At 68.5% G+C, this 16,601-nt stretch carries 14 protein-coding genes; all 14 read right to left on the bottom strand.

Annotated elements, in window-relative coordinates; all coding sequences use genetic code 11:
- Positions 1–36 precede the first annotated feature (36 nt).
- Positions 37–693: a cell division protein FtsQ/DivIB gene (locus KRX55_RS00310; protein ID WP_218405894.1), complete on the bottom strand. Its 657-nt coding sequence runs from the start codon at positions 691–693 to the stop codon at positions 37–39.
- Positions 690–2,132 (bottom strand): UDP-N-acetylmuramate--L-alanine ligase, encoded by a 1,443-nt coding sequence (gene murC, locus KRX55_RS00315; RefSeq protein ID WP_218405895.1) that lies wholly within the window; start codon positions 2,130–2,132, stop codon positions 690–692. Before murC ends, KRX55_RS00310 begins: the two co-directional genes overlap by 4 nt.
- Before the next feature lie 31 nt (positions 2,133–2,163).
- Positions 2,164–3,255, bottom strand: a complete 1,092-nt coding sequence (locus KRX55_RS00320; RefSeq protein ID WP_218405896.1) for a UDP-N-acetylglucosamine--N-acetylmuramyl-(pentapeptide) pyrophosphoryl-undecaprenol N-acetylglucosamine transferase — start codon at positions 3,253–3,255, stop codon at positions 2,164–2,166.
- A gap of 6 nt (positions 3,256–3,261) precedes the next feature.
- Positions 3,262–4,773, bottom strand: a complete 1,512-nt coding sequence (locus KRX55_RS00325) for a peptidoglycan glycosyltransferase FtsW (protein WP_218405897.1) — start codon at positions 4,771–4,773, stop codon at positions 3,262–3,264.
- Positions 4,774–4,795: 22 nt separating this feature from the next.
- Entirely contained in the window at positions 4,796–6,178 is a 1,383-nt protein-coding gene (murD, locus tag KRX55_RS00330; protein WP_218405898.1) for a UDP-N-acetylmuramoyl-L-alanine--D-glutamate ligase, read from the bottom strand.
- A gap of 3 nt (positions 6,179–6,181) precedes the next feature.
- Positions 6,182–7,282: a phospho-N-acetylmuramoyl-pentapeptide-transferase gene (gene mraY / locus KRX55_RS00335; protein ID WP_218405899.1), complete on the bottom strand. Its 1,101-nt coding sequence runs from the start codon at positions 7,280–7,282 to the stop codon at positions 6,182–6,184.
- Positions 7,279–8,787, bottom strand: a complete 1,509-nt coding sequence (locus KRX55_RS00340) for a UDP-N-acetylmuramoyl-tripeptide--D-alanyl-D-alanine ligase (protein ID WP_218405900.1) — start codon at positions 8,785–8,787, stop codon at positions 7,279–7,281. Before KRX55_RS00340 ends, mraY begins: the two co-directional genes overlap by 4 nt.
- Positions 8,784–10,331 carry a UDP-N-acetylmuramoyl-L-alanyl-D-glutamate--2,6-diaminopimelate ligase gene (locus KRX55_RS00345; RefSeq protein ID WP_218405901.1) on the bottom strand — a complete coding sequence of 516 codons (1,548 nt, stop codon included), beginning with the start codon at positions 10,329–10,331 and terminating at the stop codon, positions 8,784–8,786. Before KRX55_RS00345 ends, KRX55_RS00340 begins: the two co-directional genes overlap by 4 nt.
- 132 nt (positions 10,332–10,463) lie before the next feature.
- Positions 10,464–12,305: a peptidoglycan D,D-transpeptidase FtsI family protein gene (locus KRX55_RS00350; RefSeq protein ID WP_218406199.1), complete on the bottom strand. Its 1,842-nt coding sequence runs from the start codon at positions 12,303–12,305 to the stop codon at positions 10,464–10,466.
- Between the two features lie 149 nt (positions 12,306–12,454).
- Positions 12,455–13,300: a hypothetical protein gene (locus KRX55_RS00355; protein ID WP_218405902.1), complete on the bottom strand. Its 846-nt coding sequence runs from the start codon at positions 13,298–13,300 to the stop codon at positions 12,455–12,457.
- Positions 13,297–14,307: a 16S rRNA (cytosine(1402)-N(4))-methyltransferase RsmH gene (gene rsmH / locus KRX55_RS00360; RefSeq protein WP_218405903.1), complete on the bottom strand. Its 1,011-nt coding sequence runs from the start codon at positions 14,305–14,307 to the stop codon at positions 13,297–13,299. The genes KRX55_RS00355 and rsmH overlap by 4 nt, the downstream gene beginning before the upstream one ends.
- Before the next feature lie 197 nt (positions 14,308–14,504).
- Positions 14,505–14,936, bottom strand: a complete 432-nt coding sequence (gene mraZ, locus KRX55_RS00365; protein ID WP_200257282.1) for a division/cell wall cluster transcriptional repressor MraZ — start codon at positions 14,934–14,936, stop codon at positions 14,505–14,507.
- A 515-nt stretch (positions 14,937–15,451) separates the two neighbouring features.
- Positions 15,452–15,799 carry a DUF3040 domain-containing protein gene (locus tag KRX55_RS00370; protein ID WP_370625708.1) on the bottom strand — a complete coding sequence of 116 codons (348 nt, stop codon included), beginning with the start codon at positions 15,797–15,799 and terminating at the stop codon, positions 15,452–15,454.
- 199 nt (positions 15,800–15,998) lie between these two features.
- Positions 15,999–16,421: an SAV_6107 family HEPN domain-containing protein gene (locus KRX55_RS00375; RefSeq protein WP_218405905.1), complete on the bottom strand. Its 423-nt coding sequence runs from the start codon at positions 16,419–16,421 to the stop codon at positions 15,999–16,001.
- Between the last annotated feature and the right edge of the window lie 180 nt (positions 16,422–16,601).

Here is a 16,601-nt window from a genome sequence, read left to right on the forward strand (position 1 = left end):
AGTTTCTGACGTGGGGAAACGACGGCTTCCCGTCCGCTACTGCCGCACGGTGACCTGCACCGGATCGGACACGTTGTAGACCCGACCCTCCCGGCTCAGCGCGGCGGACGCCGCCCGCGACTTGTCGTGGTTGTCCTCGGGGGCACCCCAGTAGATCTCGCGGCCGTCGAGGAGAATGAGCGTGATCTCGTACGGTCCGGGAACCCGGATCCGGGCCACCTGTTCCCGCAGCGGCCCGTCGAGGCTCCCGACGACGGCGGCGGCGCCGGCGAACAGCTCGCGGTCGTCCTCGCGGGTGTCGGTGATCTCCACCGCGCCGGCGGGTGGGGCCCCGATGATGAACGGGACCCCCGAGGCGTCGATCAGGTGATCCCCGTCGGATCGCGTCGCGTACAGCACGGCGGTCCTCTCGGTGACCTCGACCGACACGGTGCCGGGAAGGTGACGCTCGACGTGGGCCCGCTCGATCCACGGCAGTGCGGCGACGTTCCGGGCCGCCCGCCCGGCGTCGACCCGCACCATGTTCGCCCCCGGAACCACACCCGTGGCGCTGACGATGTCCTCCTCGGCCGTCTGCTCTGCGCCGGTGACGATGATCTCCCCGACCTTCACCACCGGAACGAACCAGAACAGCAGCCCGAGGCAGATGGTGAGTGCCAGGCCGCCGCCGATCCAGGAGAGCCGTCCCCTCACTGTTCCAGCTCCGCGAGGATCTCGTCGGCGAGCACCGTGACGCTGCCGGCCCCCATGGTGAGCACGATGTCGCCGGGGCCGGCGAGTTCCGCGACCACGGCGGGAACCCGGTTGAACTCCGGCACGTAGACGCAGCGCTCCGTCCGGACCAGGTCGGCGATGATCCGTCCGTCGACCCCCTCGACGGGTTTCTCCCTGGCGCCGAAGATGTCGAGGACCACGACGCGGTCCGCCAGGGACAACGCGGCCGCGAACTCCCCGGCGAACTCAACGGTGCGGGAGTACAGGTGGGGCTGGAACACGACGACGATCCGCCCCTCCCCGGACTCACTGTCGAGCTTCCCCCGCGTCGCACGGAGCACCGCGGTGACCTCCGTCGGGTGGTGCGCGTAGTCGTCGTAGACCCGGACACCGGCATGGGCACCGTCCGAACCGGCCGGGACCTCACCCTTGAGCTCGAACCTGCGGCGCACCCCGGTGAAGCCGGAGAGTCCCACGGCGAGCTTGTCGGCGTCGGCGCCGAGGAGTGTGCCCGCGAGCAGGGCTGCGGTGGCGTTGAGTACCATGTGCGCCCCGGGGGTGTGCATGTTGACGCTCAGCGACCGTCCCCCGACCGAGATGGTCGCCCTCGATCCGAAGGACTCGGTGACGATCCCGGTGATCTCCGCACCGCACTCGACATCCGGATGTGCCGCGGCCGCCGCGGTGGTCCCGTAGCCGCGGACACGGATACCGGAGGCCGCGCACCGCTCGCCGAGGGCCGCGGCGTGTTCGTCGTCGAGACACACCACCAGGGTTCCATCGGGGGTCAGCCTGCCGGCGAAGTCGTCGAACACCCGGAAGTAGGCCTCGGGGGTGCCGAAGTAGTCCAGGTGGTCGGGCTCGATGTTGGTGACCACGGCCACGGTCGGCTCGTAGCGGAGGAGCGACGCGTCGGATTCGTCGGCTTCGGCCACGAAGATGTCCCCGGTCCCGTGGTGGGCGTTCGTCCCGGCCTTGTTGAGTTGGCCGCCGATGGCGAAACTCGGGTCGCAGCCGGCGGACTGGAGCGCGACGACGGCCATCGACGTCGTGGACGTCTTGCCGTGGGTTCCGGCTAGCAGCAGCTGCCGGTGGTCGGCCATCAGTTCCGCGAGCAGATCGGACCTGCGGATCACCTCGATGCCGGCGGCCCGCGCTCCGGCGAGCTCCGGATTGTCCTCCGGGATCGCCGCGAAGGAGGTGACGACCACGGTCGGAGGCTCGTCGAACAGCGCCAGGTTTCCGGCGTCGTGGCCGATCGCGATCCTTGCCCCCATCGCGCGCAACGCGAGGACGATGCGGGAATCCTTCACATCGGATCCGGACACCTGCATGCCACGGGAGAGCAGGATGCGGGCGACCCCGGACATCCCGGCTCCCCCGATGCCGATCAGATGGACACGGGAAAGATCAGTCATCGTCTACCTCGTTGTTCTTGGGTCGGGAAGGTCAGTTCGTGTGGGCGGCGGCGGCCACGAGATCCGCTATCTTCTCCGCCGCCTGCCCGAGGCCGCTGCCCCGGGTCGCCGCCGCCAGGCGTGCGAGTGAGTCCTCGTCGCCGAGGATGGCCGTGACCCGGTCGGCGAGGATGTCACCGGTGAGGTCGGAGTCACGGATGAGCTCCGCTCCCCCGGCGTCGATGACGGGCCGGGCGTTGAGTTCCTGCTCCCCGTTTCCGTGCGGGAGGGGTACGTAGATCGCCGGCAGACCGGAGGCGGTGACCTCCGCGACGGTCATCGCCCCCGCCCTGCACACGACGAGATCGGCGACCGCGAGGGCGAGATCCATGGCCTCGATGTACGGCAGTGCGTGCCAGCCCTCGCAGGTGTCGGGCGCGGGGTTCTTCCGGCCGTGGGCGTGGAGGATCTGGTGACCCGCCCCGGTGATCGCCGGCGCGGCCCCGGCGAGTGCCCTGTTGATGGACGCGGATCCCTGCGATCCGCCGGTGACGAGGAGGGTTCTCTTCTCCGGGTCGAGGCCGAACCTGGCGACGGCCTGCGCCCGCCGTGCGGCTTGTCCGGATTCGCTGAGTTCCGCACCGGCCAGTCCCGGCCGGATGGGAACACCAACGACCTCCCCGCGCAGTCCAGAGTCGACGACGGCGTTGAGGCCGGTACCACCGCACCACACCCCGAGCTTGTTCGCCAGTCCGGCGCGGGCGTTGGCCTCGTGCACGAAGAACGGTATCCCGAGCCTCCGGGCGGCGAGATAGGCCGGCGCCGACACGTATCCCCCGAAACCGATGAGTACGTCCGCGTCCACCTCGCGGAGGATGTCGACGGTCTGGCCGACGGCGCGGCGCACCCGCAGGGGCAGCCGGAGCAGGTCCATCCCCGGCTTCCGGGGCACGGGCACGGGGTCGATGAGCGCGAGCTCGTACCCGCGTGCCGGAACGAGCTCGCGCTCCAGTCCGCGGGCGGTCCCCAGTGCGGTGACGCAGGCGTCGTGGCGGGTCCGCAGGGCGTCGGCGACGGCGAGTGCCGGTTCGATGTGACCGGCGGTCCCGCCGCCGGCGACGACGACGGACAGGGGGGTGTTCATGTGTGATCAGCCTCTTCTGCGGGTCTGGTGACGGTCGGCGGGGCGGGAGGGGTCCCCGGTGCGGGGTCTGCGTCGCGGGGTCGCTCCGCCAGTGACGCTACCACCGGCCGGTGCGGAGGAACGGGGTGCCGGTCGACCACCCGCGGGGGCCGGTGAACCGGGGCGCGTACGTCGGGTCACCGGTTCAGCCGACCGGCGGGTCGGACGGATCTGCCGTGCCACCGACGATCCCCGTGACCCGGCCGGGTCCGGTTCCCGGAGCCGGAGGAACCTGTCGATCGCGGGGCGCCCGTAGGACTGCATCGTCGACACCGCCTCAGGTTCGTGACGGGCCGCGCTGGCGAGCAGGCCCATGGAGCCCACGGTGATGATGGCGGAGCTGCCTCCGGAGGAGATCATCGGCAGCTGGATGCCGGTCACGGGCAGCAGTCCGACGACGTATCCGATGTTGACGAACGCCTGGGAGACGACGCCCGCGGTGAGGGTGGCCGCGAGCAGTTTCAGGAAGGGATCGGCCGACCGCATCGCGCAGCGTAGGCCGACGATGCCCAGGGCGCCGAACAGCAGGATGACGATGGTGCCGCCCACGAGCCCCGTCTCCTCGCCGATGATCGCGAAGATGAAATCGTTCTTCGCCTCGGGAAGGTAGAACCACTTCGCACGGGACTGACCGGGCCCGACACCGCTGGTCCCTCCCTCCGCGAGGGAGAGGAAGCCCTGGTAGGACTGGAACGCCTTACCCCGGACATCGTCGAAGTTACCCAGGAGTGCGTCGCGGTACACCTCGATCCGGTGGGTCCGGTAGCTGCCTTCACCGTTGCCGCGGAGCGTGGAGAAGAGCGCCGTGCCGAGGGCGAGAAGCCCGAAGCCACCCCCGATACCGATGATGAAACGGCCGGGGATTCCCGCGAAGATGAGGACGAGGCCTGCGACGGAGAGGCAGACGGCGGCCATGCCGAAGTCGGGTTGCCGGAGAATGAGGCCCACGATCAGGACGGTCACCGCGCTGTAGTGCATGAAGGGGTTGTTCAGCCAGTGCCGGACGGGCCCGCGGTCGCTCAGGTGGTGGGCGCCCCACACCGCGAGCGTGACCTTGGCGAGCTCCGAGGGCTGGAAGGTGAAGGGGCCGAGGGAAAGCCAGGAACGGGCACCCGATTCGACGAGTCCGGTACCGATGCCGGGTATGAGTACCGCGACGAGTAGCACGACGGTGACGACGAGGAGGGGCGTGGCGAACCGTCGGATCAACGTCGGCCGCATCCAGAGCGTGAGCCACAGGACCATGTATCCGAGGCCGAGGAAGATGATGTGCCGCACGCCCTGGGTCCAGACCCCGCTGTCGAGTGCGGACCACGTGGTGGATGACGACAGGACCATCACCGCGCCGACCGCGGTGATCAGGACGACGACGGAGAGGATCACGAAGTAGTCGAAGAACGGGCGCGAGAGATAGTCACGGTAGCGGGCACGGAACCGGTCGGGTGCCGACTGTCTGCGTGGCGTGGTGTCCTGGGTCATGGTCTTCCGGCCTCTCTTCGGGTCATTCGGTCAGTTCCCGGGCGACCCGGGCGAAACAGTCGCCGCGGTGCCCCATGCCGCGGTACATGTCGAGGGATGCCGCGGCCGGGGCGAGGAGGACGACGTCGCCCTCCTCGGCGATGTCGACGGCGAGGGCCACAAGTCGGGTCATCGCCTCCTCCGGGTCCGTGGAGTCGGTGCTGTGGATGACCGCGTGTGGGGCGTGGTCCCGGACAGCGCGGGCGAGGATGTCCCGGTCGGCTCCGAGAAGCAGCACCGCCTTCAGGCGCGGGGCGTGCCGCGCGACGAGGTCATCGACGTCGGCTCCCTTGAGTTGTCCGCCGGCGATCCAGATGACCGAGTCGTGACCGGTCAGCGCCGCATCGGCGGCGTGCGGGTTGGTGGCCTTGGAGTTGTCGATGTAGTCGATGCCGGCATGTCTGTGCACCACCTGTCCCCGGTGGCCGGAGACCTCGAATGTCGCGAGGGCCTCCCGGATGGCCGACGGCGCCAACCCCTGCGAACGTGCGAGCGCGGCGGCGGCCAGCGCGTCGAGGATGCCGGCCGGACCGGCCGGTGAGATCCCGTCGGCCGGGGCGAGGACGAGATCATCCCCGAAGGCGTTGTCGACCAGCTGGCCGTCGACCACACCGAGCTGTCCACGGGCCGGTGCCCCGAGGGTGAATCCGATGGTTTCCGTTCCCGTGCCGCCCCGTCCGGATGCCCGGGAGACGACCTCGGCGTCGTCGGCACCGATCACGGCGTAACGTCCACGCAGGGCACGGAGTTTCGCGTCCGCGTAACCGTCGAAGGATCCGTGCCAGTCGATGTGGTCCTCGGCGAGGTTGAGCAGGGCTCCGGCGTCCGGGGTGAGGGTCGGTGCCCAGTGGAGCTGGAAGCTGGAGAGCTCGGCGACGAGCACGTCGATGCGGGGCTCCGCGGTGAGTGCGTCGCCGACCGCGACCCCGATGTTCCCCACCGCGGCGGCGGTGTCCGTCCCCCGGGACATCATCGCCGCGCACATCGCGGTCGTGGTGGTCTTGCCGTTGGTGCCGGTGATGACGAGCCAGGTCCTGGGCTCACCGAAATATCCCGCCCGGTCGAGGCGCCACGCGAGTTCGACGTCGCCGATCACCTCGACGCCGGTGTCGGCGGCCCGCCGGAGGATCGGGGTGTCGGGACGCCAGCCGGGCGAGGTGACGACCATGCGGTAGTCCCCGATCCCGGCGAGAGCGGCCGCGACGTCGGTGGTTTTGCCCCCGGTGGCCTCCGCGACGCGGAGACGGGCTGTCTCGTCGTCGTCGGCGACGGTGACGCTGGCCCCGAGATCACACAGCATACGGGCGCATCCGGCGCCGGACACGCCGGCGCCGGTGACGAGGATGGGACCGTCGAGACGGATCATGGTCTACACCCCCGCCGTCGTGAGCCACTCGCCGTAGAACAGGGCGATGCCGGCCATGCACGCCATCGCGGTGAGCAGCCAGAACCGGATGACGACCGTGGTCTCGGCCCAGCCGCCGTTCTCGAAGTGGTGGTGGAAGGGGGCCATCCGGAAGAACCGTGTCCCCCGGGTCCGGAACACCACGACCTGGATCACGACGGAGGCCGCCTCGATGACGAAGAGCGCCCCGATCACGATCATGAGCAGTTCGGTCCGGGAAACGACGGAGATCGCGGCGACGAGTCCACCGAGTGCGAGGGATCCGGTGTCCCCCATGAAGATCTTGGCCGGTGCGGCGTTCCACCAGAGGAACCCGAGGCACGCCCCGAGGCCCGCCGACGCGAGGATGGCGAGATCCAGCGGATCACGGACCGAGTAGCAGCCGGGTTCGACGGAGACGGAGCAGGAGTTCCGGAACTGCCAGAAGGTGACCAGGGTATAGGCGCCCATGACCATCGCGGTCGTACCTGCGGCCAGGCCGTCGAGGCCGTCGGTGAGGTTCACCGCGTTCGACCACGCGGAGATCAGGATGAACATGAACGCGAGGAACAGGACGAGGCCGACGGCACCTCCCCCGAGCGCGATGTTGAAGGTGTCGATGTCCCGGATGAAGCTCAGGTTGGTCGTGCCCGGGGTGAGCCCGTCCCGGTTGGCGAACTGGAGCACGAGCCAACCGAAGACGAGGGCGAGCGCCAGCTGACCGGTGAGTTTGGCCTTCTTGTTCAGCCCGAGGTTCCGGCCCTTGGCGAGTTTGATGTAGTCGTCCGCGAACCCGAGCAGGCCCATGCCGAGGGTCAGTCCGAGAACCAGGAGCCCGGAGACGGTGAACCCCCCGAAGCCGCGGGCGATCCCGACGAGGGAGGTGATGACGTAGGCGACGACGATCCCGGCGATGATGGCGACGCCGCCCATGGTCGGGGTGCCGCGCTTGCGCATGTGGGACGCGGGACCGTCCTCACGGATCTGCTGTCCGAGGCCCTCATCGCTGAACCAGCGGATGAGTACCGGGGTGAGGAAGATCGCGACGAGGAAGGCGATGGCTCCGCTGATGATTATCTGGGTCACTGTTCTGGATCCTGCTCCTCTAGAGATTCCGGTACCGGTAGGGCGAGCAACGCATCGGCCACCCGCCAGAGCTGCTCGGAGGATGAGGCTTTGACGAGCACCACGTCCTCCGGTTCGAGCGCCGGCTGCACGAAGTTGATCGCCGCATCGACGGAGTCGGCGGTCGAGACCCGGGTGCCCGCGGCTTCCGCCGCCTGCGCCAGCGAGTGGGTGTTGACGCCGGTACCGACCACGACGAGTCGGGGGATCCCGCTCTCTCCGAGAAGGGCACCGATCTCCGCGTGCCGGTCGGCGGAGTCGGGCCCGAGCTCGTTCATCTGGCCGAGCACGGCCCACGCGGTGCCGCCGCTCGCGGCCGCACTGTGCGCGAGTGTCCTGATCCCGGCGGCCATCGAATCCGGGTTGGCGTTGTACGAGTCGTTGATGACGGTGACTCCGTCGCCTCTCCGGGTGACCTCCATCCGCCGTCCCGACACGGGCTCGTGCGCGGAGATCGCGGCACAGACCACGTGGGGGTCGAGGCCGACCCCCACGGCCGCGGCCGCCGCCGCGAGCGCGTTGGCTACCTGGTGGTCCCCGACGAGATTCAGGGACACCCGCTCCGAGAGTCCGCCGGGCCCCTCGAGGGTGAAGCTCGCGCGGCACACGTCGTCGAGCTCGATTCCGGTGGCGCGGTAGTCGGCGTTCGGGTCACCGGCGGCGCTGAACGTGACCACCCGGGCGCGGGTCCGTCCGGCCATCGCGGCGACGAGGGGATCATCCGCGTTGAGCACGGCCACCCCTCCGTCGGCGGCGGCCGGGAGAACCTCGACCAGTTCGCCCTTGGCACGGGCGATGGTGTCGCGGTCCCCGAACTCGCCTATGTGCGCGGTTCCGACGTTGAGGACGACTCCGACGACCGGAGGCGCGATGGCGGCGAGCTCCGCGATGTGCCCGACTCCGCGGGCGGAGAGCTCCGCCACCAGGTAGTCGGTGTCGGTGGAGCACCGCAACGCCGTGTACGGGTGGCCGATCTCGTTGTTGAAGGATCCGGGGGGTGCCACGACTTCCCCGTCCTCGCGGAGCACCGAGGCGATGAGGTCCTTGACCGTGGTCTTTCCCGCGGAGCCGGTCACCCCGACGACGCGCATGCCGTGGCCCGTCGCGACGTCGACGTTGTGCCGGGCGAGCCTGCCGAGGGCGGCGATCACCGCGGCGCCGTGGCCGGCCGGGTCGTGCTCGTAGGCGGCGGCGTTGCTGTCCGGTACGGGGACCTCCGGGACGATGATCGCCGGAGCGCCGGTCTCCCGGGCGGCCAGAGCCACCGCAGCGCCGGCATCAACCGCGCCGACGGCGTAGTCGTGCCCGTCCACCTGGGCGCCGGGCAGGCAGACGAACAGTCCGCCGGGCCCGATCCGGCGCGAGTCGAACTCGACCGCACCGGTGACGATGGCGTCCGGGTCGGCTCCATCGGCGAGATAACCGCCGGTCACGCCGACGATGTCACTGACGGACATCCGGATCATGGCTGTTCCTCCGTTTCCGTTTTCGCGCTCAGCCGGTCGTCGATCGCGCGGGTCAGGCACTCCGCGTCATCGAACGGGTGCCGGACGTCGCCGACCAGTTGGCCGGTCTCGTGGCCCTTTCCGGCGATGATGACGGCGTCTCCGGTACGGGCCCAGTCGACTGCCGTCCGGATCGCCTCCTCCCGGGAACCGATCTCCCGGATGTCCGCCACCCGCTTCTTCTTGCCGACGCTCTTTCGCTCACGGACGGCTTCCCGGGCTCCGCGGAGTACCGCGGCCCGGATCTCGCCGGGGTCCTCGCTCCGGGGATTGTCATCGGTGATGATCACGAGGTCCGCGGCGCGTGCCGCCGCCGATCCCATCAGCGGTCGCTTCGCCGAGTCCCGGTCACCGCCGGCGCCGATGACGACACCGACCCTTCCATCAGTCTGGCTACGGAGCGTCTTCAGCACGGCGGACACGGCCGCCGGTTTGTGCGCGTAGTCGACGACCGCGAGAAAGTCCTGTCCGCGGTCGATGTTCTGCATCCGCCCGGGGACCACCACCTCACGGAGCCCACCGGCGATGGTCTTCGGGTCTTCGCCCGCGGTGACCGCCATGGTGAGCGCGAGCGCGGCGTTCGCCACGTTGAAGCCACCGGGAAGAGGTATCTCGCAGGTGACGTCGATGCCGTTGATGCTCACATCGAATCGTTGTGTCCCGGTGGCACCGATCTCCGGCGCACCGACCGTCACCGAGGCGGGACGGGGACCCGTGGAGACGGTTATCGCCGCGGGACCGGCGAGTCGCGACAGCTTCTGTCCGAAGTCGTCGTCGACGCAGATGACCGACCGCTTCGCACGGATCGGGGAGCCCGGACGGAAGAACCGCGCCTTGGTCGCGAAATACTCCTCCATCGTGTCGTGGAAGTCGAGGTGATCCTGGGAGAGGTTCGTGAAACCGGCGACGTCGAACTCGGTCCCGACGATCCGACCGAGGGCGATGGCGTGCGAGGAGACCTCCATGACCACGTGGGTGACACCCTTCGCCCGCATGCGGGCGAGGACCTCCTGCAGAACCGTCGCCTCGGGGGTCGTCAGCTGGGTCGGAACGGCCTCACCGTTGATCCGGGTGCCGTTCGTGCCGATCACCCCGACACTGTGCCCCGCCGCGAGGAGCGCGGCCTCGAGGAGGTAGCTGGTCGTCGTCTTCCCCGATGTACCGGTCACGCCGAACACCGTCATGTCGCGCGAGGGGTGTCCGTGGACGGCGGAAGCCACCGCCCCCAGAACCGCCCGCACATCATCGACGACGATGACGGGGCGCTTCTCGTGCCTGTCGTTCAGTATCTTCTCGCCTTCCGCGTCCGTGAGGATCGCTGATGCGGACGAGTCACGGGCGAATCTCGCGCCGTGGGTGCGGGTGCCGGGAACCGCGGCGAACAGTCCACCCTCCGGCAGCTCCTGGGCGTTGATCCCGATCGTGCCGATGCTCACCGAGGTGTCGGCGCCCTGGCTCAGGTTGCCGCCACTCAACTCGGCGATGGTATCCAGTGTGATGGCCACGATTCTGGCACACTCCTTATTGCTTTCGGATCGGTACTGCCTCGGTTACGGGGCGGAACGTGATTGTATCTGTGGTCCCGGGTGGACGGGAGTCCCGGGCCGGTGACCGGGTGATGCCCCACCCGAACCTGATCACTGTGCCTGGAGGATGAGGCCCCCCTCCCGCGGCGGCGACAACGGTACGTTGTCGCGATTCAGCAACCACGCGGCGATGTCGTGGAAGAGCGGAGCGGCGGACTGCCCACCCTCTCCGTGGACACCCCGCTCCGGATCGTCCAGCATGAGCGCGATGACGAACCGGGGATCGTCCGCGGGCGCGATACCGGCGAAGGTGATCCAGTAGTCGGAGTTCGAGTAGCAGTTGCAGTCGGGGTTGACCTGCTGGGCGGTGCCCGTCTTGCCGGCGATCTGGTATCCCTCGATCGCCGCCTGCGGCCCCGTACCCTGCTGCACACCCGACGGATCCCGCTGGGTGACGGCCTGGAACATGCCCCGGACGGTACGCGCGGTCTCCGGGCTGACGACCCGGATCCGCTCCGGTTCCGGCTGCTCGATGACCTCACCGTCGGGGGTGGTGACCGACCGGATGATCCGCGGCTGGATCCGCTCGCCGTCGTTGGCCACGGCCTGGTAGACACCGGCCATCTGCAGCAGGGTCAGCGACATGCCCTGTCCGATCGGCAGATTGGCGAACGTTCCGCCGGACCACTGCGACCGGTCGAGGAGCAGTCCAGGGGATTCCCCGGGTAGTTCGATGCCCGTGTACCGGCCGACGCCGAATCTGTCGAGCATCTCGGCGAACCGGTCCTGACCGACGCGGTCCGCCAGCATCAGGGTGCCGACGTTGGAGGACTTCCCGAAGACACCGGTGGTGGTGAATGGGACCACTCCGTGCGGCCAGGCGTCCTTTACGGTCACCCCCGCCATGTCGATCGATCCGGGCACCTGGAGGACCTCGTCAGGGGTCGTCACACCGTCCTCTATCGCGGCGGAGGCGGTGATGATCTTCGCGACCGATCCGGGTTCGAACGGAGCCTGCACCGCGGGATTGCCGAAGAACCTGCCCTTTGACAGCTGTCGCTCGATGTCACCGGTGGGATCGATCGTGTCCGTGTTGGCCATCGCCAGGACTTCACCGGTGGTCGAATCCAGGACCACGGCTGAGGCGGATTTCGCGAGGGAGTTCTGCTTGGCCTGTTCCAACTGCTGCTGCACGTAGGTCTGCAGGTCCAGATCGAGGGTCAGCTCTATGTCCGATCCGTGGACGACGGGCACCTGGTCCCGGAGGGTTCCCGGAATGATCTGACCGTTGGTGGACACATCCTCGGTCGACTTGCCGTTGATTCCGGACAGCACGCCGTCGGACGAGGCCTCCAGGCCGAACTGTCCCTCCCCGTCGATCGAGATCTTGCCGATCACGTTCTCCGCGATGGCTCCGTTGGGGTACTGCCTGATGTCCTGACGGTCCGCCGCGACACCCGGGAAACGTTCCGCGATCTCGACCGCCACATCGGGATCGACGTTGCGGACGAGAACGGTGTAGGAGTTGTCGGCCTTCAGCTTCCGGAGGATCTCCTCGGGCTTGACCTTCTGCGCGGACGCGCCCGATGCCCGGACCATCTGGGGAATGACGTTCGCCATCTCATCCAGTACATCCTCGACCGGCGGGAACTTCTCGATCTGTTCAGGATCGCCCGAATCGACGGCCATATCATGCCGTTCCTGGATCTCCCTGCGGAGAACGAGTGGAGCGACGGTCAGTGAACGTGCCTGCATGGTGTACGCGAGCTGCGCACCGTCCCGGTCGGTGACCGTGCCACGGCGCGCGAAGTCGGTGTACTCCCGGGTGCGCTGGTTCTGGGCCTGGGCCGCGAGCTCCGGTCCCCAGACGAGTTGGACGCAGGCCAGACGGAGAGTCAGCAGAACGACACCGACGATGACGAGCGTGCGGACGATCCGCATCCGGCGGTGCATCTGTTCCGGGTCGGTTGAAGGCGTCGGGGTGGAGCGGGTGGGCCCACCACCCGGAGGCGTGGACGCCGGTACCGCCGACCGGACGGATTCACCGGGCCGTGGGTTCCGGGGCATCGGCCTGCGGTTCACCCTCCCACGGTCCCGGGGGGTCACCTTCCGCTCCCGCCCGTCCGGTCGGAGCGGACATTGGGTGTGTAGGGCGCGATAGCGGGGACCTGACTGTTCGCCCCCACCACCGGTTCAGCCTGATCGGGTACCTGACCGGGCACCGGAATCCCGCCCTGCGGCAGGGGCTGGACCTGTTCCGCCACCGCGTCGGTCTCGGCCGGATCGCTGCTCGCCGGACGCGGGAGCACCCGCGAGCCGTTGACGTCGATGATCGGACGGACCGCTGCGGGATCCGCGGCGCGGACCTCATCGACCGCGCCGTCAGGTCCGACGGAGAGCACACCCGGCTGGTCGGGGACGACCATGCCGAGCTCCGCTGCACGGCGGGCGATCTCGGCGGCCGACCTCGCGGACTGACTGTCCCGGTTCAGCGTCTCCAGCTGGTTGCCCAGCATGCTGTCGGTCCGGGACAGCTCGTGGAGCCGGAACGTCTGCTGCGTGGTGACCCCGGAGAGGTACATGGTGAGCATGACGCCGGTGAGAAGGGTGGCGACGAGGGCGGCCGCGAACCGGACCCGTACGGGATCTGCCTTGGGTGCGACGATCCGACGTCCACGGACCGACACGACCTGTCGGGATCCGGGGGCCCGTTGGAACCGGCGCCGCTGCGGCGCCGGACGGGTGGGCGACTGTCTCGTCGGACGTGTACGCGGAGCGGGGTGGAGATCGACGATCGGAGCCCCGGACGTGGCGGTCCGTGTCGCTCCACGCCGGGAGCCCTCCGGCTGTCCCGGTGCGCGGACGGGTGCGGGACGGCGTGTGCGGACGTCCGGTGCGGCGGCGTAGCTCGGTTCGGGGGTCGCCCGGAGGCGTGCTGTGGTGCTCATCGGGTTTCTCCGTTCGACTGGGCTATCCGTTCCACGGCACGTACCCGCACCGGTGCAGCCCTGGGATTGTCTTCGATCTCGTTTTGCGGGGCTTTCTCGGCGCCCCGTGTCACCAACCGGAACTCCGGGGCCGTTCCGGGTAGGTCAACCGGCAACCCCTTCGGCGTCCTCGACGTGGTGATCTCCGCGAGTGCCTTCTTGACGATGCGGTCCTCGAGTGACTGGTAGGCCATGAATACCGCCCGCCCACCGACACGCAGTTTTCCGGTGATGGCAGGCACCATCGCGGCGACCGAGTCGAGCTCACCGTTGACTTCAACGCGCAGGGCCTGGAAGGTTCTCTTGGCCGGATGCCCCCCTGTGCGCCGGGCCGCGGCCGGAATGGTGGAGTAGAGCAGTTCCACCAGCCGCCCGGAGGTCGTGAAGGGTTCCTTCTCCCGCTCACGGAGAACCGCGGAGGCGATCTTCCCGGCGAAGCGCTCGTCACCGTAGGTCTTCAGCACGTGCGCGAGCTCACCGTGTCCGTAGGTGTTGAGAATGTCCGCGGCCGTGATACCCGTGGTCGGGTCCATCCGCATGTCGAGCGGCGCATCCTGCGAGTAGGCGAAACCCCGCTCCGCCTGATCCAGCTGCATGGAGGAGACACCGAGGTCGAACAGGGCGCCCGAGACGCCGTGTTCCCTGACGATTGAGCAGGGCGCACTGTCGTCGGTCCCGACGGCGGAGACGAATCGGTCGAACCGCGTGTGGAGACCGCGGAAACGGTCCCCGAAGGGTTTCAGTCGCTCACTCGCCTGCTCCAGGGCCAGCGGGTCCCGGTCGAGTCCGATGACCCGCACCCGGGGAAAGACCGTCAGGAGGTACTCGCTGTGCCCGCCGGCACCGAGCGTTCCGTCGATGATCACCGCATCGTCTCCGGCGCCGGTGACGGCCGGACGGAGTAGTTCCGCGACCCGTTCCCGCAGGACGGGGACGTGGCCGTGGGTGCCGTTTCCGGTCATCGTCATCGCCCCTCCTGTCCTGGTCGATCGTGCAGGGCTCCGTGCCCGGGAATTGCTGTCGTTGTCTTCGAGGGGGTGAATACAGGGCCCTGTCCGGGGCGCCTATCTGATGTCGGGGAAGTACACCAGAGCGACACTCCGGACAGAGTCCGTGCACGCACTCCACTCGATTCAGTTGTGGTGTCCACGACCCGTACCCACGGTCAGAGAAGACCGCTGAGATCCGGGTCGGCGGCAGACGAGAACATCTCCTCGGTCTGCTTCTGGTACTCGTCCCAGGACTCGGCGTCCCAGATCTCGAGGGACTCGACCGCGCCGATGACCACACACTCCCTGGTTAGCCCCGCGTATTCGCGGTGCGCCGGAGAAAGCGTGATCCGGCCGTGACCGTCAGGCCGCTGCTCGACCGCGCTGGCTGCGAGGTTGCGGATGAAGGCACGGGCCCTCGGGTTGGTGCGCGAGATCTCGGCGGCACGACGGGTGCGCGCCTCGAACTCCTCCTTGGGGAACACCGCCAGAGAGTGGTCCTGCCCCATGGAAACGACGAGACCTCCGGCCAGTTCCTCACGGAACTTCGCCGGAAGGGTCAACCTCCCCTTGTCATCGAGCTTCGGCGTATAGGTGCCGAGGAACATGATCGGCACCGCCTTTCGCCCGCGTGTCACTGAAGGGAGATCAATCCGTCTCGGGTGGTCCAACCGGGACACGTGTCCCCGGATCTCCCACCACCAAGCACCACACTACCCCACTTTCTCCCACCCACAACACCTCACGACCCGAATTCCCCCGCCCGGAGAGCGATAAAACCGGTTTGAACAGGTCGTTTGCGCGAATTTTCGAGGTGGGGGACATTCACCAATCCACCCCATCAACTACCCCGGAAATGGCAGATCGACACTCCCGCCCCTCGAACCACAACAGCTACACAATTCACAGACACGGTTTTGACCTGCACTTATGCCGACATCTCCACCACAGCCCCCGACGGTGGGGAAAAGTGGGGAAAGATGGTGGGAGAAAGTGGGGGACACCGGGAGGCACTGTGGACGGGTCGCCGAAGCACCCCGGACAGACAAGGAAGGGCCCCACCGGCTGCCGCCGGTGGGGCCCTTCCTCAGCTATCAGTCCGGGATCCCGCCCCCTGGTCCCCCTAATCCTCGAAGCGTCTGCGGAACCGTTCCTCCATGGCGGATCCGAGACCGGAACCACCGGATCCCCCCGGACGCATCCGGCGCGATGACCCCCCGGTTCGGCCGAGATCCAGTTCGCCCGAACCGTCACCGCCGTTGAGCATCCAGACCCCGGCCCCGAACATGACGAGGAAACCGAGCACGCTCAGCGCGACGAACCAGAGGCTCTGCAGGCTGAAGGCGACTCCCCCGATGAGAAGAAGCAGGCCCACCGCGCCGATGGCCATACCCCGTAGGGAGACGGTGGGACGGCGGGGTTCGCCGGAGACACCAGCGCCGAGCCCCGCCCCGAACTTGGGGTCCGCCATAAGAGACTCTTCGATCTCTCGGAACATCCTCTGTTCCTGCTCAGAAAGCGACATGGTGATCCTCCCGGGATGTGGCGCCAGACTTCTGTGTCGTGCTGTCATCAACAACAACGTCCAGATTATCCGGAAAGTTCCCGCTGTGTCGCCGCCGTGGGCCGATCTTTCCGCGCTCCCCCCACGGGACCGGACCACACCGCCGTCAGGCCGCCGAAGGCAGGATCCCCTCCCGACGTTCCGCGGCATCGATGAACCGGTCCACATCGTTCAGGAAGGTCTCGACGCTGTCCGCGTCCGGACATCCCCCCGCACACATCGCACGGTCCCGCAGACACGAGTAGCCGGACATCCGGGCCGCCCACCGTGCACCGTCGGCGTCGAGCAGAGCGAGTTGATCCCAGGCACTGGTGGGCAGGCGACGCCTACGGGAGACCGGGCTCCCGGCGACCAGAGCCCCGGCCGTCCGCAGGGCCGCCCGGTACCCCTCCTCCACCGCCGCATCGTGGGCTCCCGAAGCCTGCAGGGCACGCGCCTCCGCGAGCAGGACCACCGCACGACGGAGGTACTCGGCCCGACGTCCACCAACCCGGTTGAACCGCGTGGTCGCGGAAATGACGTTCGACATGATCCGATCACCTTCCTCGTGCTCCGCGTCCCGGTTCCGGAACGCCGGCGGCAGCCGCCCTTCAACTACTTCCGCACGATAGAGAACCCGGAGGACACGACCCATCCGGCTTTAGAACACTTGTTCTAAAGCCGGATGGGCTGACGGTATCCCCTCCCGCCGCCGTTCGAGCGTGCCCGG

Origin of the sequence: Corynebacterium sp. TAE3-ERU16 (genome assembly GCF_019209935.1) — a bacterium.
Taxonomy (GTDB): Bacteria; Actinomycetota; Actinomycetes; order Mycobacteriales; family Mycobacteriaceae; genus Corynebacterium; species Corynebacterium antarcticum.